This is a genomic window from Symploca atlantica LB2515, assembly GCF_052546295.1.
The window spans coordinates 5,095,782-5,116,144 of sequence record NZ_JBQWMT010000001.1; the positions used below are offsets into that span (position 1 = coordinate 5,095,782).

At 45.0% G+C, this 20,363-nt stretch carries 15 protein-coding genes and 1 other RNA gene; 10 read left to right on the forward strand and 6 right to left on the reverse strand.

The genetic code is table 11. The annotated features are described in order from the left end of the window. Positions 1 to 195 precede the first annotated feature (195 nt). The 4 genes from ACT7WV_RS21250 to ACT7WV_RS21265 all read left to right on the forward strand — a co-directional run bounded on the left by ACT7WV_RS21250 (position 196) and on the right by ACT7WV_RS21265 (position 3,341). Positions 196 to 855, forward strand: a complete 660-nt coding sequence (locus ACT7WV_RS21250; RefSeq protein WP_445104798.1) for a hypothetical protein — start codon at positions 196 to 198, stop codon at positions 853 to 855. Between the two features lie 208 nt (positions 856 to 1,063). Further along, positions 1,064 to 1,460, forward strand: an RNA gene (rnpB, locus tag ACT7WV_RS21255) — RNase P RNA component class A. Positions 1,461 to 1,516: 56 nt separating this feature from the next. Next, a complete protein-coding gene (gene rnc, locus ACT7WV_RS21260) occupies positions 1,517 to 2,245 on the forward strand; it encodes a ribonuclease III (protein WP_445104799.1) in 729 nt (242 codons plus the stop codon). Beyond that, a complete protein-coding gene (locus tag ACT7WV_RS21265) occupies positions 2,232 to 3,341 on the forward strand; it encodes a Gfo/Idh/MocA family protein (RefSeq protein WP_445104800.1) in 1,110 nt (369 codons plus the stop codon). The genes rnc and ACT7WV_RS21265 overlap by 14 nt, the downstream gene beginning before the upstream one ends. Before the next feature lie 100 nt (positions 3,342 to 3,441). Here the strand turns inward: ACT7WV_RS21265 and ACT7WV_RS21270 are convergent, their stop codons facing one another. After that, a complete protein-coding gene (locus ACT7WV_RS21270) occupies positions 3,442 to 5,607 on the reverse strand; it encodes a sensor histidine kinase (protein WP_445104801.1) in 2,166 nt (721 codons plus the stop codon). Between the two features lie 476 nt (positions 5,608 to 6,083). Between ACT7WV_RS21270 and ACT7WV_RS21275 the strand changes: the two genes are divergently transcribed. Continuing rightward, a complete protein-coding gene (locus ACT7WV_RS21275; protein WP_445104802.1) occupies positions 6,084 to 6,827 on the forward strand; it encodes a RibD family protein in 744 nt (247 codons plus the stop codon). 157 nt (positions 6,828 to 6,984) lie between these two features. After that, the gene (locus ACT7WV_RS21280; RefSeq protein ID WP_445105705.1) at positions 6,985 to 8,181 is read left to right on the forward strand and encodes a GNAT family N-acetyltransferase; all 1,197 of its coding nucleotides are present in this window, start codon (positions 6,985 to 6,987) and stop codon (positions 8,179 to 8,181) included. 163 nt (positions 8,182 to 8,344) lie between these two features. On the opposite strand, the gene psb32 is transcribed toward ACT7WV_RS21280, so the two are convergent. Both psb32 and ACT7WV_RS21290 read right to left on the reverse strand, forming a co-directional pair. Then, the gene (gene psb32, locus ACT7WV_RS21285; protein ID WP_445104803.1) at positions 8,345 to 9,070 is read right to left on the reverse strand and encodes a photosystem II repair protein Psb32; all 726 of its coding nucleotides are present in this window, start codon (positions 9,068 to 9,070) and stop codon (positions 8,345 to 8,347) included. Between the two features lie 416 nt (positions 9,071 to 9,486). Then, positions 9,487 to 13,302 carry a DUF4114 domain-containing protein gene (locus tag ACT7WV_RS21290; protein ID WP_445104804.1) on the reverse strand — a complete coding sequence of 1,272 codons (3,816 nt, stop codon included), beginning with the start codon at positions 13,300 to 13,302 and terminating at the stop codon, positions 9,487 to 9,489. Between the two features lie 542 nt (positions 13,303 to 13,844). Here ACT7WV_RS21290 and ACT7WV_RS21295 point away from each other — a divergent pair. Continuing rightward, on the forward strand, positions 13,845 to 14,357 hold the full coding sequence (locus ACT7WV_RS21295; protein WP_445104805.1) for a photosystem I reaction center protein subunit XI: 513 nt from the start codon (positions 13,845 to 13,847) through the stop codon (positions 14,355 to 14,357). A 116-nt stretch (positions 14,358 to 14,473) separates the two neighbouring features. Next, positions 14,474 to 14,590, forward strand: a complete 117-nt coding sequence (locus ACT7WV_RS21300; RefSeq protein WP_445104806.1) for a photosystem I reaction center subunit VIII — start codon at positions 14,474 to 14,476, stop codon at positions 14,588 to 14,590. A gap of 151 nt (positions 14,591 to 14,741) precedes the next feature. On the opposite strand, the gene ACT7WV_RS21305 is transcribed toward ACT7WV_RS21300, so the two are convergent. Continuing rightward, a complete protein-coding gene (locus tag ACT7WV_RS21305) occupies positions 14,742 to 15,224 on the reverse strand; it encodes a hypothetical protein (protein ID WP_445104807.1) in 483 nt (160 codons plus the stop codon). A 134-nt stretch (positions 15,225 to 15,358) separates the two neighbouring features. On the opposite strand from ACT7WV_RS21305, the gene ACT7WV_RS21310 reads away from it, so the two are divergent. Both ACT7WV_RS21310 and ACT7WV_RS21315 read left to right on the forward strand, forming a co-directional pair. Then, complete coding sequence (locus ACT7WV_RS21310) at positions 15,359 to 15,571, forward strand: helix-turn-helix domain-containing protein (RefSeq protein WP_445105706.1); 213 nt, start codon at positions 15,359 to 15,361, stop codon at positions 15,569 to 15,571. A 116-nt stretch (positions 15,572 to 15,687) separates the two neighbouring features. Further along, a complete protein-coding gene (locus ACT7WV_RS21315) occupies positions 15,688 to 16,929 on the forward strand; it encodes an IS701 family transposase (protein WP_445101212.1) in 1,242 nt (413 codons plus the stop codon). Between the two features lie 17 nt (positions 16,930 to 16,946). Here ACT7WV_RS21315 and ACT7WV_RS21320 read toward each other — a convergent pair whose 3' ends face one another. Both ACT7WV_RS21320 and psaB read right to left on the reverse strand, forming a co-directional pair. Beyond that, positions 16,947 to 17,870, reverse strand: a complete 924-nt coding sequence (locus ACT7WV_RS21320) for a hypothetical protein (RefSeq protein ID WP_445104808.1) — start codon at positions 17,868 to 17,870, stop codon at positions 16,947 to 16,949. Positions 17,871 to 18,036: 166 nt separating this feature from the next. Then, positions 18,037 to 20,265: a photosystem I core protein PsaB gene (psaB, locus tag ACT7WV_RS21325; RefSeq protein WP_445104809.1), complete on the reverse strand. Its 2,229-nt coding sequence runs from the start codon at positions 20,263 to 20,265 to the stop codon at positions 18,037 to 18,039. Positions 20,266 to 20,363: the final 98 nt, after the last annotated feature.

Consider the following 20,363-nt stretch of genomic DNA (forward strand, 5'->3'; position numbering starts at 1 on the left):
AACTTCTTCGGGAAGTCGGGCATCTCCACAGTTCACTCACCCGAAAAGCGCTGTAATTGCTATAAGTGAAAGACCTTTTGAAGTTGTCTGGTGTTTTCCTTAATTTTTCTAATGATGATAATCTATAAATATGCAGCCTAATAGTATTATCCTAAGTTTTTCCTCTCAATAAATAACAAAAGGAGGACAATAGCAATGAGTCCCTGGGATTTGCTGCTTATAACAGTCTATATTATCTGTGTTACTTATGTCTTACAAAAAGCATTTCAGGAGATAGATAGCCGCGTAAAAATCCAGTTAGATACTGACGAAGTAAATAAGCAACTGGAAGAACAAAACGTCAAAGATATAGTCGCTATAGGTTTTAAGTTTAAGCCAGCTTATCATCTTGATGATCTTAATAATGTCACACAACTACCTCTGGTAATCACTAACAAATCCCAGAATCACAAAGTCTCAGTAAATTGGGATGAGAGTTCTATCTCTAACTTTAAAAAGCAAGCAGGGCGGTCAATCAGAGTGACTTCCGGGATGGTTGATCCACCTACATCCCAGGCAACAAGTACTATTCTTCCTGGTCAAACTATTGTAGAAAATCTTAGTGATGAAAAACTAAAATCTCCACTGAATAGCATACCCTATAAAAAATCTCCCTTGGTTAGCGAAAGATTGCTGAAACTAGCCGCTTTATCTGGCAATAAATTTCACCTCCAATTAGCTTTTAATGTCTCTGATCAGACTGCCGATCCTAAAGATACGAAAAAGCAAAACTTCTGTGTAGTGAAATGTCCACTAGGTGTCGAAAAAGTACACTGGGCAAAAGCCGCTGACTTAATTTTAAGACCGCCAAAGTGATAATTTCTCAAGAGTAATTTTTGAGGATGGCACTCTTCTTCTGTGCCGCGAAAAGAACTCTTAATTACAGTGTGGGTGATAGGAGCTCACTACCCACAGGCCAAAAAGGATTGACAACCGACTGAGAGCCAACAGACACTCTTCCCGTAGGGCAAATGGCTAAGAGGCTAACAGTTAGTCCCAATGGAGATTAGACTAGGTAGGGGAGAGAGTAGGCGCAGGCAGTTGCAGACTAGCCAGAGTGGTTAGTTCTGAGGAAAGTCCGGGCTCCCGAAAGACCAGACTTGCTGGGTAACGCCCAGTGCGGGTGACCGTGAGGATAGTGCCACAGAAACATACCGCCGATGATTCCAGAAGAGCTTTGCTGCTTTTGGCTAGACAGGTAAGGGTGCAAAGGTGCGGTAAGAGCGCACCAGCAGCATCGAGAGGTGCTGGCTCGGTAAACCCCGGTTGGGAGCAAGGTCGTAGGAACCAAGGTTGGTCTTTTACCGGTTCCGTCCAAGAGAACCGCTTGAGGCGTCTGGTAACAGCCGCCCTAGATAGATAACTGCCCTCTTGACAATATGTTCAAGAGAACAGAACCCGGCTTATGTCCTGCTCTCTCCTTCGTAATTACCTTTTGTCCTGTCGGTTACTTTTAGCGCTAAGCTAAACTCCTCCCGTGACAACCTTTAGAGATCCTCGCCGCCAGAAACAACTACAGAAGTTATTGCAAAAACTGGGTTTGCCTGAGGATGCCCCCGTACAGTGGGCACTTCTTGACTTAGCACTGACCCATCCCAGCATTTCTGCTGAGAGCAACTATGAACAGTTAGAGTTCGTCGGCGACTCAGCAGTGCGTCTGGCGACATCAGAGTTTTTATTTGAAACTTATCCTGATTCTCTAGTTGGTGAGTTTGCTGCTATTCGTTCAGTTCTAGTCAGCGATCGCATCCTTGCCGAACTAGCTCGAATCTATGGGCTAGACCGCTACTTGTTGATTTCTAGTAGTGCTGCTGGTGACCCGGCCGGAGAGACATCGCGGCTGGCAGATGCCTTTGAAGCCATGCTGGGAGCCTTGTATCTGAGTACTCGCACGCTGCAACTGGTGCGTCCCTGGCTGGATCCTCACTTACAAAAACTAGCTACTGAAGTTCGTCAAGATCCAGCCCTCCAAAATTATAAAGACGCTCTACAGGAATGGACTCAGGCTAACTACAAAATACTCCCAGAGTATCGCCTGACAGAGAATATTCAGGTAAACGACAAAACCCATCGATTTACAGCCCAAGTCTGGCTGCAAGATCGGCAATTAGGTCAAGGAAAGGGACGCTCTAAAAAGGCAGCTGAACAAGCTGCTGCCAAACAAGCATTTTTGGCACTAATAGACAACCAGAGTGAAACCCACTAGGATTGCCATACTGGGAGCGGGTAGATGGGGTACACACCTCGTGCGGAACCTCTTGGCACACCCCAAGGCTCTGGTGGTGGCAGTAATAGATCTAAATCTAGAGAGGTTGATAGCAATTCAAGAGCTATTTGACCTCGATCAAGGTGTAATTTTGGCACCTGATTGGTTTTCTCTGCCTGATCACGCTGCAATTGAGGCGGTGGTAGTTGCTACACCAGCTGTTACTCACTACAGCTTAATTGCTAATGCACTACAGCAAGGTTGCCATGTTCTTGCAGAAAAACCTTTGGCACTGGATGTTGCTGAATGCATAGAACTCTGCCAACTGGCTCAAAAACAGCAACGGCAGCTAATAGTTGATCATACTTATTTATTTCACCCTGCTGTCTGGCGGGGCAAAGAAGTCGTTGCATCAGGCTGTTTGGGAGAATTATGCTACGGCTACGCTGCCCGTACTCATCTAGGCCCAGTGCGCCAAGATGTAAATGCTCTCTGGGATTTAGCAATTCATGACATTTCAATTTTTAACCATTGGCTGGGGCAAACTCCACTACAGGTGCAAGCTACTAGTGCAGTTTGGCTGAAGCGGGATTGCAGCCCAAAAGAGTTTCAGAGCTTAAATTTGGATCAATCAAAAGCCGAAAGTCAAGTAAACAAGTTACAGTCTTCACCCTTGCCCTACTTAGCTGATTTAGTTCAGGTCAAATTGACCTACCCTAGTGGCTTCGAGGCATTTATTCATCTGTGTTGGCTCAATCCTGATAAACAACGGCGTCTTGCTGTTGTTGGTAGTCAGGGAACCTTGATTTTTGATGAGATGCTCCAAGAAAGCCCTTTGAGCCTTCAGCATGGATATCTAGAGCCGGACGGTGACTCCTTTACTCCTGTCGGTCAAAGTCGTGAAGTTATCTACGTCGAACCCAGTCAACCACTAGGTTTGGTCTGCGATCATTTTCTTAATAGCATTCGCTTATCTAAACCTTCAGTAGCATCCTCTGGCTGGGCAGGCACACAACTAGTGCAGATTCTGAGCTGTCTGGAGCAATCTCTCCAGCTTGGAGGTTGCCCAGTAACGGTTCCTCAGTTGTCAGTTTAGTCTACGAAAGAAGAAGATACAGTATTTCAGGTTTATGAAGTAAATTATATCCAAGCAAGATCCCTGACTTGTTGTAGAAGTCGGGGATCTCCATCTTTTTTTACGATACTTGGGAACCATCAACACTCAACTCGTCCGCGCTTATTTGACTCATGCTGGTTAATTTTGGGGACTCTCCTGAAACCAAGAGTGAAGGTTCAATAGTCGGCAATTTGATTTCAACAGTAGTACCCTTACCTCTACCGTTACTTGATAGGGTGATAGCACCTCCCATAAGTTGGATTAAATTGCGTGAAATAGCAAGACCAAGACCCGTCCCACCGTACCTGCGAGTAGTCGAGCCGTCAACCATCACAAAGGGACGAAATAGTTTGTGCTGTTGATTGGGGTCGATACCAATTCCTGTATCCTTGACTGTTATCACAACCTGTAAGGAGGTGCTTAGGGAATTCTTAGCTGAGGATGGCACAGGAATACTATCCTTAGTAGCCCCTTCTGAAGACGTCACAGGCGTACAAACTTCTGAGTCTTTCCCATCAACATCAGTTTCTTGTGATTTTTCCTCTTTGTAAGAAGAAGGGAGTGTAGAGGGTTGATTACTTTGAGTTGTGTGATTAATCGACTCAATTATCGTACTGATGGTAATGCTACCAGTATCAGTAAACTTAACTGCGTTATCAACCACATTCAGCAGTACCTGCTTGAGTTTAGCTGGATCAGCACGGACAGCAATCACCTCGTGTAAGTCATTAGTGTTGAACTGTATGCCTTTCTGCTGGATAGGCACTGCTTGTAGATTAATTACTTCATCAAGCAGCTTACGCAAATCAACGGGTTCTGTTTCCACGGAGAGCTTACCAGCTTCAATCTTGGCAATATCTAAGACATCATTAATGATTCCCAACAGATGAATTGCCGCATCGTCAGCTCGCTGTAAAAAATCTAGTTCTTCGTCACGAGAGTCACAGAAACCATCCTTGACTAATCGCAAGCAACCGATGATGCCATTGAGGGGAGTTCTCAGCTCATGGGAAGTGCTAGCCAGAAACTGGTTTTTCAGTTGGTTAGCAGTTTGCGCTTCTTTCCAGGCAGTTTCGAGTTCTTCAGCCCAATCCCTGAGACGCTCAATCATGCCATCAAGAGCTTCAGACAATTGGTTAATTTCCCGAACTTTGAAGTCATGAGGAATCCTGTCTGTGGAGTGTAGCTGAGACTCGTTCAAGGCATAATCCCTCAGTTTTTCCAAAGGACGTGCTAAATCGCGAGCAAGATAGAGTGTTGCCAAAAAATTTGCCGCAATTAGACCAAACCCCAAAGTATAGAGAACCCGCTTAATATTTTCGAGGCCAGCCAGAGCGTTATCTAAGGGAGTAGCTGCTAAGATAATCCACTTTTGGTTGTCCTTAGCAGTAATCGGACTAGGAATTGCGGTATAGCCAGCAATTAGCTCTACAGTGTTTTCTTCAAAGGAAAATAGATGTAGAAAATCTTGTTGACCAGGTTGGGCTTTTTCCACCAGCTCCTCTAGGGGAGCTGCATCCCCCTCCTGAGCAATATTACTCCCAACTCGCTCTGGATCCCGATGAACTAAAATCCTGCCCTCTTCATTAATCACTACTGGATAGCCAGAAAGCGACCCCGGCTTAGACTCTTGCAGTTCTCCCTTGAGCAAGGTTGACTCGATGCTAAGAGCGTATTGCAGTTGACCAGCTTGGTTGTAAACCGGCACGCTCAATAACAAATTGAGTTGATTGTTGGAGTTGGTTTGATTAGCACTTTTGCTGCTCAATGGTAGAGACTCCTCCGGTGCTATCACTCTCACTTTGACCTGAGAAGGGTTCCAGAATGATTGAGTTGGCTGCTCTTGCGACCAAGAAACCTCTGTGTTGGCTAAGAGGCTATCGCCACAGGTGTTGGCAATAATTTCTTTTGTCTGGACATTAGACAACTGTGCACACTTGATTTGGGTCGGTAATTGTTGAGCAAGTTGGTTAATAAATTGTTGATATGCTTCCGGTGATTGGGACTGTAACACTACGCTCTGACTAGCACTCATCAAATTAGCTTGCAGTGCAGCAATTGAGGCTTGAATGCTTTCACCATTTCTCTGGGCACTTTCCATGAGATTTTGGCGAGCAGTATCTAAAAATGCCGAGCGTGCTTTTTTGTAGGTCACATACACCCCCGTTAATAATACTGGCACGCTCAACAGTAGAAGGCGCGACAGCAGGATGCGACGAAAGGAGGATTGACCTGGCTTAGCCATAGGATGTCTCTCAGATTGAAATAGAAAACCCAACAGCACTAACTTATACAGTAGAAGAATTACCCCTTATCTCTGTAGATAGTTATGTTGATCAGACTGGTTTCCATGGTGGCATAGTTACCCCCTTAACTTTCAAGCTTATAGCGGAGGCAACTCTCTCACTTCTCCAGAGCCGCTATGATGATCCCTTGTCACTAACCTGTTTGTAATTTGGAGTAGATCTCACTCTCAATTTACCTAATAAAGAGGAGACTTTGAGGGGTATTGTCTGATGCACCCCCTAGAAATTTTGAAGCGAGCGGCGGTGTCGAAAATGCATCCAGGAATTCAGGAGATTTTCCTTACCAGTTTAATGACCCACCACAGGAAAAATGTATACCTTATGACCGATTCCTAGATTCTAGCGACATCTCTCGACCGCATAAACTTCTTCCTCAAGAGAATTTTCTTCAACCCTTTGCTATTAAGAGTATCTTTTGTTATGGAAGATTAGCATTCTCGAATATAACTTGAAAACCCACAACACGAGTGTTGACAGACCTCAGACAATCGTAGTTTTAGCGATGAGCGCTGATGGCAAGATTGCAGATAAAACGCGATCGCCTGCTAGGTTCTCAACGCCAGTTGACCGATCCCATTTAGAACAACAAGTGGCTGAGGCTGATGGCGTTTTATTTGGTGCAGGTACTCTCAGGGCTTACGGCACGACTTTAAGTGTCTCAAATCCTCAACTACTTCAACTCCGTTCGCAGCAAGGGTTACCACTACAACCAGTGCAGATTGTTTGCTCTAGTTCCGTTGAGTTTGACGCCGAATTACGCTTTTTTCGTCAGCAGGTGCCTCGCTGGTTACTGACAACAGCAACTGGGGCTCAACGTGCTCAACAGTCTTCCATAGCTGGTAGTTTTGAGCGAATTTTGCTGGTTCAAACTGACCAAGGAAAAATTGATTGGAACAACGCACTTCGGCAGTTAGTAAACTTAGGTATTAAACGCTTAGCTGTCCTCGGTGGTGGCGAATTGGTAGCTTCGCTACTGGCAGCAGATTTAATTGATGAACTTTGGTTAACAATCTGTCCCTTGATTTTAGGCGGGGCAACAGCCCCAACACCAGTGGAAGGGGAAGGTTTTTCCTTACACCTGGCAAGGCATCTAGAACTTTTGAGTGTCCAGACTGTTGAGCAGGAAGTATTTTTGCACTATCGACGGCAAGGTTCTTGAAGATTAGTTAACCTAAATAAAGTTTATTACTCGAAAGTGGGAGTGGCTTCAGCAATAATCACAGGAAGCATAAGTTTCTGATTCCTTGCTAGCTAAACCTGCACCCACCTGGCTGATGAAGTGGTATTTCAAGAAGTTTTTACCCTGGATTCCCTCAATGGTTCAACAATCCCAGATAGACTATTCCGTTACCTGGGTCAACCGGATCGCCGACATTCCCCAACAAGACTGGGACGCCTTAGCCCTGCCCCTAAAAACCCCCTTTTTGGAATGGGAGTGGTTGAACAATATAGAAGCATCTGGTAGTGCAACTCCTCAGACAGGTTGGTTGCCTAATCATCTGAGTGTCTGGCGAGATAGACAGCTAATTGCTGCGGCACCTTTGTACGTCAAAGGTCATAGTTACGGAGAGTTTGTCTTTGACCAAGAATGGGCTAATTTAGCTTACAGATTAGGCATTGATTACTATCCAAAGCTTTTGGGAATGACACCGTTCACCCCAGCTATGGGCTACCGATTCCTGATCGCACCGGGAGAAGACGAGGAAGCAATCACGGGATTGATGGTTAATGCCATTGACCATTTTTGCGATCGCCACAAGATTTCTGGCTGTCATTTCCTGTTTGTGGATCCACAATGGCGACCAATTCTAGAACGCCAGGGCTTTACTAGCTGGATGCACCACAGCTACATTTGGCAAAATAAGAACTTCGGCAGTTTTGATGACTATCTTAGTGTTTTCAATGCTAATCAGCGCCGTAATATCAAACGGGAACGCAAAGCGGTTAGCAAAGCCAATCTGCGCATTGAAACTTATACTGGGGACGGAATTCCTAAATCTTTATTTCCGTTAATTTACAGCTTCTACAGCAGTACTTGCGATAAATTTTGGGGCGGGAGTAAGTATCTTAACCGCAAGTTTTTTGAGCAGTTGTATCCCAACTATAGTCACAGAGTGCTGTTGTTTGCTGCTTATGAGGAAGGTAATGACAGGCGTCCGGTAGGTATGTCATTTTGTCTCACTAAAGATCAATTACTTTATGGTCGCTATTGGGGATGCTTTGAAGAATTTGACTGCCTACATTTTGAAGCCTGCTATTATGCACCAATTGAGTGGGCGATCGCTAAGGGTATTCAGAGTTTTGACCCTGGTGCTGGTGGCCGTCATAAAAAACGTCGCGGCTTTCCCGCCACAGCTAATCACAGTTTGCACCGATTTTACAACGGACGCCTCACTAAAATTTTGCGCCACTATATCAGTGAAATTAACGAAATGGAACAGCAGGAAATTGACGCGATTAATCAGGATTTACCCTTTAGCAAGCGGGAGATTGACTTTTTAATTCAGGATTAAGCTGACAATTCTTGTTCCTGTTTCACTTAGTAAAACCAAGTAAACTCAGCCCTTTCCTCAGACAAGGCTTGACTAGATCGCTGCTTGTTTTGGGGATTTTTTTCGGGCTGAGAATTATCTAAAAATTGGCATACTTTAGCGAAAACCAAGAGCAGATACAAGACTAGCCTGAGAAACCCTGGTAGAAAAAGTAGGTAGCCATGGGAACAACTGTGGCAACAACCAAGACGACAATCACCCAAGTTGTAGCACTGTTGGTGTCTGTTTCTTCCGCCGTCTTAAAAGTACCTTCCACCTCAATGGTATCTTCCACAACAGGTGGCCCAGGGTCAGGTTGACCAGACAAGACAGCTACTAAGCGATCGCTTGCATCCAAAAAAGCCTGATTATATTTATTACCATCGCGGAGTGGCACTTGTACTGTTTCAGAGGCTACGCTTTCTGCTATATCCTTGGGCATAGTCGAGTTGACTGCCTCACCTGTAACAATAGCAGTATTATTTGTTAGGGTATCAACGGCGAGTAAAGTTTGGTTAGCCTGAGCTTCCTCGGTAGGAAACCATTTTTCAAACAGAGCTTTTGAAAAACTTTCAATGGTTTCGCCATAATCTAAGCGGCGAACAGTAACTAGCCTCACCTCATTGCCAGTTGCTTTGGCTAAGTCTTCCAGTGTTGTACTGATTCTGCCTTCATTGATACGACTGATAACTTCTGATTGATCAATTATCCAGGTTGGTTCACCGGAACTGACATTGGGCATTTGATAGATGTTGGTTGCTGCTGCTGGTGCTGCCACTAGCCCACTGACCAAAACCATTAATAAAAGCGGTATTATCAGGTTTTGAAGGTGTTTTTGCCAACGGTGTAGATGATAGAGGAGCTGTTTCATTACAATTTATCTGAAGATAGTTTTGTCCAAAACGTATTATAGGGAACTGGCGTGCCACCTACTTCTTAAAGATCAGGTGTACTGCCCACCAGGTACTGGAGCTTGAAAAATTGGGGATAACTATAAATTTATCGATAAGAAAGGATTTAAGCTAGAGAAATTAACCTATTTTTTTTCTAAGGCTACCTTAACTAAATAGAAAACTTAGTTTCTGATTTTCTTACTACTTTAGCTGAAGTGTAGATGCACCCATTCTGGGGGTAATGGTTTTAGGAGTTGTAGTGCTGATGAGAACTGCGATTGCTAATTTCGCTAATTATTAACAACTGTCTGTAAATCGCCTGTGACGAACACTCAGTAATGCAGCTTGAAGGCAATTAACTCAAGAGCTTAATAGAGAGCAATTACCACCTTTTTTAGGCAATATTGACCTGTAAGACTATATCGTTATAGTCTTGATCACCGCCACTAAACAAATCCTCGAAACCAAAGACGTTGTCTCCTAACAAACGAACGTGATCAAAGCCATCAGGGTTAGCTCCCAAATAAGCAAAGTAAGCTAAAGGAAGTTTATTCCCCTCACCCTGATTACTGGGATTGTCAGCCAGAAATTCTGCCGTGGTGCCATCGGCAATGAGATAGGGTGCATAGATTAATCCACCTTCAAGTTGCACTGAACCCGTCTCATCCTGACTAGCTTGTAGTAAGCTTTGACCAATACGGATAGCTGATTGAGAGTACCCCTCTTCTCCAGGATTAATTAGTTGGCCCGTCAACGGGTCAATGACAGTACCTTGCTCGTTTTGCACTACATACAAACCAATAGTATTGTTAAAGTCTGCTTGACTACTAACTATGTAGCTTGCTTGCAGTGTGTTTTGGTTGCTCAGGTCGATGAGTTCTCCCTGATTGCTACCTTGGAAAGTAGTTCCTATTGGAGCAGGCTCAGTTGTCTTTTGAACTGTTAGGCTAATATTGCCGAAGTTTAAGGCTCCATTCTCTTGTGTCAGAGCTGGCGCATTCAAAGAAACATCTTGCAGGGAAATTTGTCCAGCTTGCAAGGCATCAGTAGTGCCATTTTGCACTTGGTAAAATCTGATGAGAGTGTCGCCAGCCAAGTTTAACTGACGTTTATCTATGACGTTGCTTGGATCAAGCTTAGGATCAAGAACCGATAACAGCACTTGCGCGCGGTTAAAGGCTGCTTGTAGATAGCCTGGATCATTAGGAGCCGTATTACCTATGTTTCCTTGAGCATCATCAACAATAAAAAAACCAATTTCGTCTACAGAACTGTTAGTTCTATTAGTGAGCGTAAACAAAAGTTGGGTTGTTGGAGAGGAGCTTTGGACGGCAAATACACCATTAGCGTTTGCTGTCAGAGCAGGAACTGCGGTGGGTTGTGGATTAGGTTGTGGATTAGGTTGTGGATTAGGTTGTGGATTGGGTTGTGGATTGGGTTGTGGACTAGGTTCTGGTACTGTCGCAGTGACTGTTACCCCTAGAGGAGCAGCGATAGAAGCGATGTCACTGTTAGAGATTTCAGTAGCACTAGCCGTGACTATCAGACTCAAATCTCCTTCGTCAGGGGGCGTAATAGCCAAACTCGCCAAATCGCTTGAACTGAGCTGCCATACACCGCCACCAATGTTCGTCCCTGCACTGAGGGTAGCAGTAGTTGGCACCTGAGCAATCTCAATGGAGAGGGTTTCGGAACCGTCATTATCGACTAAAACAGCATCGATATTCAGGGGAATAGCAGTATTTTGCTCACCTGATGCTGGTGCGAGGGTAAGCTTTGGCTGATCAGCGATAGCGTTGACGGTAATGTTAGCGGCGGCAATCTCCTCGCTAAAAGCAGTAGTACCACCAGCAGTACTAGCGTTAGTTAGACTACCTGTAGTACCTGTATTTTGATCCCAAGCACGGAAAGTGATCTCAGCAGAACCACTGTAGTTAGCATTGGGAACAAAACGGATACGAGTATTGGCATCAGCCCCCAGCAACAGCGCTTCTTGAGGGCTAGCGGTGCCAAAAGCTGTCCAAGTAGTGCCGCTGTCAGTGGAAAATTCCCACGTACCGTTGCTATTGTCTACCTCAATGACTGCTATCCCCGAAAGAGCATCTGCATCAACATCCGTCACCGCAGTACTCAAGAGATCAGAAACTAAGTTGCCGTTGTTAGTAGCTGGATCTTCCTCGATCGCAGTGAAGGCTTGAACTAAGTTCGGGTCAAGAACCGGTGCATTTTGAGAGGTAAGAGTAGTAATGGCAACTTCCTGACTGAAGGCAGTCTCACCACCGTTATTACTGGTATTGGCTGTATTGCCAGCAGTGCCTGTGGTTTGGTCCCATGCCCGGAAACTGATGGTAGGAAGGGTGCCATCAAAGTTTGCGTCAGGAACAAAGCGGATGCGAGTATTAGCATCCCCTGTAAGTAACCGGCTTTGGTTAGGGCTGGGAGTGCCAAAAGCTGTCCAATTAGTGCCGCCGTTGGTAGAGAACTGCCAGGTGCCGTTGCTATTGTCTACCTCGGTGACTGCTATCCCTGAAAGAGCGTTTTGGTCTACATCCGTGACAGCAGTACTCAGAATCTCGGAAACCAAGTTACCGTTGTTAGTTGCACTATTTTGGTCAATAGCGGTAAATTGCTCTACTAGGTCTGGGTTGAGAACTGGGGCATCATTGATTGGATTTGCGGTAACAGTAATAGTGGCAGCGTCCTGGCTAAAGGCACTGCTGCCACCAAAGCTGGTAGCATCGGTTGTTTTGCCAACAAAACCTTTGGTTCGATCCCAGGCACGAAAAGTGATATTGGCCTCGCCATCATAGTTGGGTTCGGGAATGAAGCGGAGGCGGGTATTGGCGTTAGCAGCCAGTAATAATGCTTCAGAGGGGTTAGGGTTGTCAAAATCTGTCCAGTCGGAACCGCCGTTAGTGGAGAACTGCCAGGTGCCATTAGTCGTATCTGCCCCGATTACCGCTATGCCATCAACTGCATCTGTATCTATATCTGTGACAGCATTGCCCAGAAGATCTCTGATGCGATCGCCATCGTTATTATTGTTCTGTTGATCTTCGTCGATGTCGGTGAGATTATCGACTGAGTTGATTTGTAGAACGGGTGCGTCGTTGACGGGGACAAATTCGATGTAGTCAACCCGTGCCAACTCGGAGCCCCCCAAGACTGTCCCAGTAATTTGTATGGGGGCATTATTGTTAATTAGTAGACCAGCAGCGATCGTTTGCCGCACAAAGTTCTTGGGTGATAGACCCAGGTTACGATTAAGGCTTAGTGTGGCTAACGAGTTGCCGCCAACACTGACTTCTAACTGGCCATCCCCGTTATTTTGGTCAAAGTAGCCGAGTACTACGTCGTAGGTGCCAGTAGGTTGATTAAATGTCCTCGTAGCGGTGCCTGTGCCGCCGTTGGGAAGTCTGATTTCTGGAGTGTCGGGAACTACTGCCGCACCGTTGCCCACAATTTGGTAGCCGTTGAGAGTCAAGCTTTCGGCTTCAAAGCGGACTGGTTCCCCCCTCGTTTCACTAATCTCAGGAGCAAAATTATCCGGGTCAATAACTGCCAGTAGCTTGTTGTACCAAGCACTAGCTATTTTGCTATAAGCTTCTGATTTGGGGTGGATGCCGTCAAATATGTCATTCTCTGTTATTGTGCTGAAGATATCGACAAAAGTGACGTTTTTGCCTTGATCGACTTTATTCGGCACGATATCGTCGCGGATGGCTGTATTGAACTCGATACCCGCAGCATTCGGATCAGGGTTACCGGGTGGAGTATCAAAAGGTCCAGGTTGGGGGGGAACTGAAGCCACCAAAACTGCCCCTGCACCGGCATTGAGAATTTGATCAATCAGGTTGCTTAACCGATTAGGGGCATCAGCCAACTCAATGGGTGTATTCCTGCGCACATCATTAGTGCCAATCATCAGCAGAACGGCATCTGCTTGCCCCAGAGTTGTCCGAAGATTGTTAGTGTTGTTAGTTATCCGAGTACTAATCTGTTGGATAATTTCGGAACGGTAACCTTCATGGTTTTGGTCACTAGTACTCGGCCCAGCATTTTGCGAACCCAAAAAATCTACGTCAAAACCATTAGCCAATAATGAGTCGAATAATACGGTGCGATAGCCGCCGCTTTGTTCGGCATTATTTGGTTGGCTGTTGATGACTCCCCAGGTAATTGAGTCCCCTAAACTTACGATGTTTGTCATGTTGTTATATCAAAAAGGTAGTATGTCACCAGTACACCCGAACAGCACCATTCAATTACCCCAGCAGGGTTATGGCGCGAGGGAAGCTGCGAATAACCTTATTCGTTGACTTAAATTGATTAAGGAATTTTGATCGCAAAGCTAACCCATTGAGGCTTCCCCAATAATTTGGCATAGAGACGGCAAAGTGTCCCTCAACGCTCAACAGATAGTGCCAATAATCAGGGATTTACAGAGCTTGAGGGAAAATGGCTGAGAAAACCCTCTGCTGTGGGTTAGAGTATTAGTCGTTCTAGTCTAGCCGATGCATAGATCTTAAATAGCCTTGATGGTAATAAGTAGAGATATGAAGAGTATTTTTCCTTGTAAAACAAGAAAATATTAATTTTTATTTATTAATTATTACTAACTAATCTCATGAAGCTACTCAAAAATGAACTTTTCTAAAGCTCCCTACTGATTCTGAAATTGGATACCCCTCCTTGCTTAGAATGTATTCTTAAGCAATCCCGTACATCTCAGACAGAGAGGAAACATCTAGTATGGCTGATCCTAGAAATAAAGAACTTGTTCAAGCCTACAATGGTGACCCGTTTGTGGGTCATCTCTCAACACCGATTAGTGATTCTTCTTTAGTAAATACTTACCTTAATAATCTGCCCATTTACCGCAAAGGGATTTCTCCCTTACTTCGGGGGTTAGAGATTGGTATGGCCCATGGTTACTTTTTGATTGGTCCATGGACTTTGCTTGGTCCATTGCGCGACTATCCTGATGCAGCTAACTTAGGCGCATTGATTTCAGTAATTTCCTTAATTGTCATTGCCACCGGTGCTTTAGCTGCCTATGGAATTGTCTCCTTCCAAGAAGGTAGTAACGATGCCAAGGAACAAAATCCCAGAACTCCCGAAGCAATGACAACTGATGACGGATGGAGCCAGTTTACTGGTGGTTTCTTTGTCGGAGCAATGGGTGGTGCTTTTGTTGCCTATTTCCTCTTGGAAAATTTTGACATCGTAGATGCTATTTTCCGGGGTGTGGTAAATAACACCTAAGAAAAAATGGTGAGAGCTATTGTCCGAGTAGTTTATCCTCGGTAGCCTAGTAGTTTTTACCTGCAACATCTAACAGACAGTTTGTAACTCTCTAACTTTAGATAGGAGAATTTGACATGACAGGTTCATACGCAGCTTCCTTTTTACCCTGGATTCTCATCCCCATCGTTTGCTGGTTAATGCCTGCTGTATTGATGGGACTCTTGTTTATCCACATTGAAAGCGATGCCTAACTGAGGATTTGATTCTCAGAGTTGGTCTAAAAAATCTGAATATCCCATTGCAATAAGATGGGTAACTGAGGGAGGCTATAAAATTCCTACGCTACAATTGCTAAGATTTGGTGCGGGAATGTATAGTTTCCCTTAAATTTTTAAATTCCTTTTAGAAGTTATCCCAGAAGTATTTCTCTTGAGTGTAAGCGTCTCGTAGTTGTTGCACTGCTGCGATAGATAGCGAAGATTCAAGGCAAGCAATCAGTTTTCCCCAATCCAGCAATTTAGATTTTGTTACAGCGTTTTTGAACTGGTGTTCATAGAATTTTGTCCAAAACTCAGGTGCTTGGTGACATCTCCAACGGTTTTTCCAACGCTTGCGCCAGCGAACAAAATCTTGAGGGTTTGGTATCTGTACCTCTAAGTTGGGCGGAAAATCAGCATAGCTAACAAACCGACTTACGCCTTTTGCATGTACATAGACAACGTGTTGCCAGCAGTCGATGCGATATATCTCGTCTGACTTGAGATCAAAGAGCAAAGCAACTGTCTCTTCTGTAACAAATCTAACCAGTGGGTGAAGAACTGGTGACTTGTGACTAATTTTCGATTCCCTGATCAGAGGCGTTTTTGCCTTGAGTGTTGATACCATAGTAAGTGCTTCCTATTGTATGGAGCATTTTGGCGATCGCTCATGAGTTGGCCAAACTATGGGGGCGATCGCCATTTTTATATAATTGGATAATCAGTATTAAATACAAAATCTTGTAAGTTGTCAATATGAGTATGGGCTTAGTAAGGTTGCGAGTCAGAGAGTTCGCTGCTGAGAAGGGCTGGACGCTCAAGGAAGTTGCTAAACGTTCTGGCGTCGGCTACAGCACGATTAGCAACTATGCCCGCTCTCCCGGAATGGCAATGGTTGACTTTACTGCTATTCACAAGTTGGCTCGAACGTTTGATGTGATGATCGAGGACTTGGTAGAAATTTTGGAGGAGTAGGTGATACTTGCCTAACGGGACTTAAACGAAAATAAAGAGTTAATAAAGGTATAATTTAGGCATGGCAGCCATTTGACATTAGAGTGTAAGACAGGAAAGAGACAACCCCCGCCGCCATGCCTCCTTGCTTCGATAGATGGTGCAAACGCTTTGATGATGTCTGGAGACATCAAGCGCAAAAAAGGGAGTTTAGGAACTATATTGGGGGATTATTAGGGGAAAGTGAAGGAAAAAACCTGTCTCAAATGGCGGATAACGCGGTGGGAGTGACTTACCACCGATTACATCATTTTTTAACGGAAGCCCCCTGGAATGCTCAACAGGTAAATGAGCGGCGTCTACTGGTGATGAATCAGTGTAGCCCAACCCGAATAAGTAGAGGATTCACGTTAATTGTAGATGACTCAGGACATAGGAAAAGTGGCAATTTCACGGCGGGAGTAGGACGACAGTACATTGGAGAAATCGGGAAGACAGACAACGGAATAGTAGTGGTAACAACTCATCTATATGATGGGAAAAAAAGCCTACCGTTAGATATAGAGTTATCTCAACACGCTAGTTCTTTAGCTGAAGGAAAAAAAGATATTGAATTCCAGAAAAAGCCGGAGTTAGGCTTAGCATTAATTGACCGCAGCATGAACAGAGGATATCGACCGGGTATCGTATTAATTGATGCTGGGTATGGAAATAACACAACGTTTTTGCTGGAACTGGAAAAAAGGAAACTCAAGTATATAGGAGGATTAGCCAAAAACCGTAAGGTGATAATTGAAATAGGGATAAGTCAACGAGAAGAGATTCGCCTAGATAAGTTAGCCGAATCCTTGTCGCCAAAAGATTTTACCCCTGTTCAAATCAATCTAGATAAACTGAAAACCGTTTGGGTGGCTCCTGTAGAAGTTGAACTCTCACAGCTTGAAGGAAAGAGAACAATTGCTATCGTCATGAATGCCTCAACCTTCGACCAAGCTAGTGATGTTGACTATTTTATTACCAATGTTGAATCAACAAAAGCCACAGCCGATTGGATAGTAACTACCTACTCTCAAAGAAATTGGGTAGAAGTTTTCTATCGGGAAGCCAAAGGCTGGTTGGGTTTATCTGAATATCAAGTCAGAGATTATAGAAGCCTGATAAGACATTTCATGCTTGTGTTTTGTGCCTATACATTTATTTTATGGCACACTTTAACCGGAGGATTAAGACGGCGTTGGGCATCGAAACCTTTAAACACCTTTACTGAAGCATTAGAGGCGTTTCGGACAGCGATGTCTTTCCGTTTTATGGAGTGGTTGAACCACAATCGGGACGTATTCTTTGCTCACAAAGCTGCTTTGGGCTTTGTTTGGGCTTGAAATCTGTCTAAGTCCCACTAATCTGTATCTAATCTTGTGGAGTCTATAGCTTTGCTGTCGCCAAGAAGGTTAGCCGCAATCAATCGGGCTGTGCCACGACTACGCCAGTAGTAGCCATGGGCATCAGCTACACCCAGGGCCATTGCGGCAGGAGTTTGACCAAACACCCGCGCTCCTTTTTCTGGAATATTAGCATCAGCCCAAATGTACTTATCCCGAAAAAAGAAGTTAGTTAATGACTGAACATTCAGGCTCGCTTTAAGGGGATAAGCAATAATATCGGAGGAGTGGATTATATTAACCCACCTGAGAGGCCTCGTTTTATATTGATCAGTCAGAACTCTTATTTTGTCCTGACTAATATTTAGCATCATGTTAAAGAACAAAACAGGTGCGCCCATTGTTGTAATGCTTTTTACATAAGTTTTTCGTCTATCTTCAGGAGAATTGGGTAAATTAATCATCGAGCGAATTTCATAAGCTGGATCACCAGACTTAAACTCTTGGGAAAATAAAATATCCCAGAGAATGACGCTACCAAGTGAGTGCGTAATAATATGCAGTTCATCGTCTTGAGGAGAAGTTCTTATTAAGTCACCTAATCCCTGTGCAATAAGTTCCCTAATTTTCCTACCTCGTTCCGTATTGAAGTAAGTAAGGATATCTCCAAAAAATTCAGAAATAAAATCTTGTCTAAATGCTTGATAACGAAATACATCTTGCACGTCAACTTGAGGATAGTTTCTCTCAAGATCTTGCAAGTCTTGATGAACCCAATTCCAAATTTGACCTGTTTGCTTTAGGATATTACCCCAGAAGCTAGCGTAGAACAGAGGCAGTGATTGATCTTTTTTAATAAATTCCTCCTTAAGGAGAGCTTCTAATTTTTTTGAATACCCAGCATCCTTTGTTGCGACGCCGTGGATAAAAAATACAAGCATTCTGAGTGATTTTCCTGCAAGAGTTAAAGCTGTTATACCTTTCCCTAATAGCTTTCCAATATCCGTACAAAAACGTCAGCAAAATTACATTGCAACAAAAAATCCCCCACCCGAAGGCAGGGGATTTTGTTTAATTACCTACAAACTTAGGATTAGGCTAATCTTGTTAACCGAATTTACCCGCAGTCGAGGCAATCAAGAACGCTGCGTAGGTGAGGACGTAGCCAACAGTGAAGTGAGCTAGACCAACCAAACGAGCTTGAACGATAGAAAGAGCAACGGGCTTGTCCTTCCAGCGAACTAGGTTCGCCAGAGGAGTGCGCTCATGGGCCCAAACAATCGTTTCGATCAACTCTTGCCAGTAACCCCTCCAGGAGATCAAGAACATGAAGCCTGTTGCCCAAACCAGGTGTCCAAAGAGGAACATCCAAGCCCAGACTGAGAGGTTGTTCATGCCGAACGGGTTGTAGCCGTTGATCAACTGAGCAGAGTTTAGCCAGAGGTAGTCACGGAACCAGCCCATTAAGTAAGTTGATGACTCATTGAACTGGGCGACGTTGCCTTGCCAGACGGCCAGATGCTTCCAGTGCCAGTAGAAAGTCAACCAACCTAAGGTGTTGAGCATCCAGAACATGGCCAGGTAGAAAGAATCCCAGGCAGAGATGTCGCAAGTACCGCCACGACCAGGGCCATCACAAGGGAAGGCGTAGCCGAAGTCTTTTTTATCCGGCATTAGCTTGGAACCACGGGCATCCAACGCACCTTTGACCAAAATCAAGGTAGTGGTATGCAGACCCAGAGCAATCGCGTGGTGAACCAGGAAATCGCCAGGACCAATGGTCAGGAATAAAGAGTTTGTACCGCTGTTGATCGCATCCAACCAACCAGGCAACCAAACATTACCGTAGTTAGGCCAAGCTGTAGTAGCGATACTGTCGGGGTTCGACAACAGCACATCCATGCCATACAGCGCTTTACCGTGAGCGGCTTGGATAAACTGAGCAAATACTGGCTCGATCAGGATTTGCTTCTCAGGTGTGCCGAAGGCAACAACTACATCGTTGTGGACGTAAATACCTAGGGTATGGAAGCCCAGGAACAGAGACACCCAGCTCAGGTGAGAGATAATTGCCTCTTTGTGCTGTAGCACCCGGTCAAGAACGTTACCCTTATTTTGTTCAGGGTCATAGTCCCGTACCAGGAAGATGGCACCGTGGGCAAACGCCCCAACCATGATGAAGCCAGCAATGTACTGGTGGTGGGTGTATAGCGCTGCTTGAGTTGTGTAATCCTTAGCCATAAAGACATAAGGAGGCAGCGAATACATATGCTGTGCTACCAGGGAGGTGATGACACCCAAAGCTGCCAGAGCAAATGCTAACTGGAAGTGCAGCGAGTTGTTCATGGTGTCGTACAACCCTTGGTGAGGCAGGTTGAACTGACCTTCACTCTTACCACCAACCAGACCGGCTTTGGAATTCAGCATTTCTTTGATGCTGTGACCAATACCGAAGTTAGTCCGGTACATGTGACCAGCGATGATGAAGATTACCGCGATCGCCAAATGGTGATGGGCAATATCCGTCAGCCACAGAGACTCAGTCTGAGGATGGAAGCCGCCTAAAAAGGTCAGAATTGCTGTACCTGTTCCTTGGGACGTCCCAAACACATGCTCAGCTGTATCTGGGTTCTGGGCATATACGCCCCAGTTACCAGTAAAGAATGGCGCTAAGCCTGCTGGGTGCGGTGGTGTGGTTAGGAAGTTATCCCAGCCCACATGCTGTCCACGAGATTCAGGAATCGCTACGTGCACCAAGTGTCCAGTCCAAGCCAAAGAGCTAACACCAAACAAACCTGCTAGGTGGTGGTTCAAGCGGTGTTCTGCACTCTTGAACCAAGAAAGGCTAGGACGGAACTTCGGCTGCAAGTGTAGCCAGCCCGCAAACAAGAATACCGCAGACATCAACAAGAGGAACACTGCACCGCTGTACAGGTCATTATTTGTTGTCATACCAATGGTGTAAAACCAGTGGTAAACGCCTGAGTAAGCAATATTAACTGGGTTGGAAGCACCGGCTTGGGTGAAGGCATCCACTGCCGGTGAGCCAAATTGAGGATCCCAAATCGCATGGGCGATGGGACGGACATTTAGAGGATCTTTAATCCACTGTTCAAAGTTACCTTGCCAGGCGACGTGGAATAGGGTACCAGAGGTCCACAGAAAAATGATCGCGATGTGGCCGAAATGTGAAGCAAAAATCTTTTGATAAAGATTTTCTTCAGTCATGCCATCATGGCTTTCAAAGTCGTGAGCCGTGGCAATCCCGTACCAGATCCGACGTGTTGTCGGGTCTTGAGCCAGGTCCTGGCTAAATTTGGGAAATTTTGTTGCCATCTGTCTTAGGAAATTCTCCTCGCTGACGTATGAGGCTTAATGCATTACTGCCGCTCATTTTCTGTCTTCATGACCCCTGGAACGTTTGTTCCAGGTTC

Coding starts and splice junctions, on each gene's coding strand:
- ACT7WV_RS21250 (WP_445104798.1), top strand. CDS start 196: ATGAGTCCCTGGGATTTGCTGCTTATAACAGTCTATATTATCTGTGTT.
- ACT7WV_RS21270 (WP_445104801.1), bottom strand. CDS start 5,607: ATGGCTAAGCCAGGTCAATCCTCCTTTCGTCGCATCCTGCTGTCGCGC.
- ACT7WV_RS21280 (WP_445105705.1), top strand. CDS start 6,985: ATGGTTCAACAATCCCAGATAGACTATTCCGTTACCTGGGTCAACCGG.
- psb32 (WP_445104803.1), bottom strand. CDS start 9,070: ATGAAACAGCTCCTCTATCATCTACACCGTTGGCAAAAACACCTTCAA.
- ACT7WV_RS21290 (WP_445104804.1), bottom strand. CDS start 13,302: ATGACAAACATCGTAAGTTTAGGGGACTCAATTACCTGGGGAGTCATC.
- ACT7WV_RS21295 (WP_445104805.1), top strand. CDS start 13,845: ATGGCTGATCCTAGAAATAAAGAACTTGTTCAAGCCTACAATGGTGAC.
- ACT7WV_RS21300 (WP_445104806.1), top strand. CDS start 14,474: ATGACAGGTTCATACGCAGCTTCCTTTTTACCCTGGATTCTCATCCCC.
- ACT7WV_RS21305 (WP_445104807.1), bottom strand. CDS start 15,224: ATGGTATCAACACTCAAGGCAAAAACGCCTCTGATCAGGGAATCGAAA.
- ACT7WV_RS21310 (WP_445105706.1), top strand. CDS start 15,359: ATGGGCTTAGTAAGGTTGCGAGTCAGAGAGTTCGCTGCTGAGAAGGGC.
- ACT7WV_RS21315 (WP_445101212.1), top strand. CDS start 15,688: ATGCCTCCTTGCTTCGATAGATGGTGCAAACGCTTTGATGATGTCTGG.
- ACT7WV_RS21320 (WP_445104808.1), bottom strand. CDS start 17,870: ATGCTTGTATTTTTTATCCACGGCGTCGCAACAAAGGATGCTGGGTAT.
- psaB (WP_445104809.1), bottom strand. CDS start 20,265: ATGGCAACAAAATTTCCCAAATTTAGCCAGGACCTGGCTCAAGACCCG.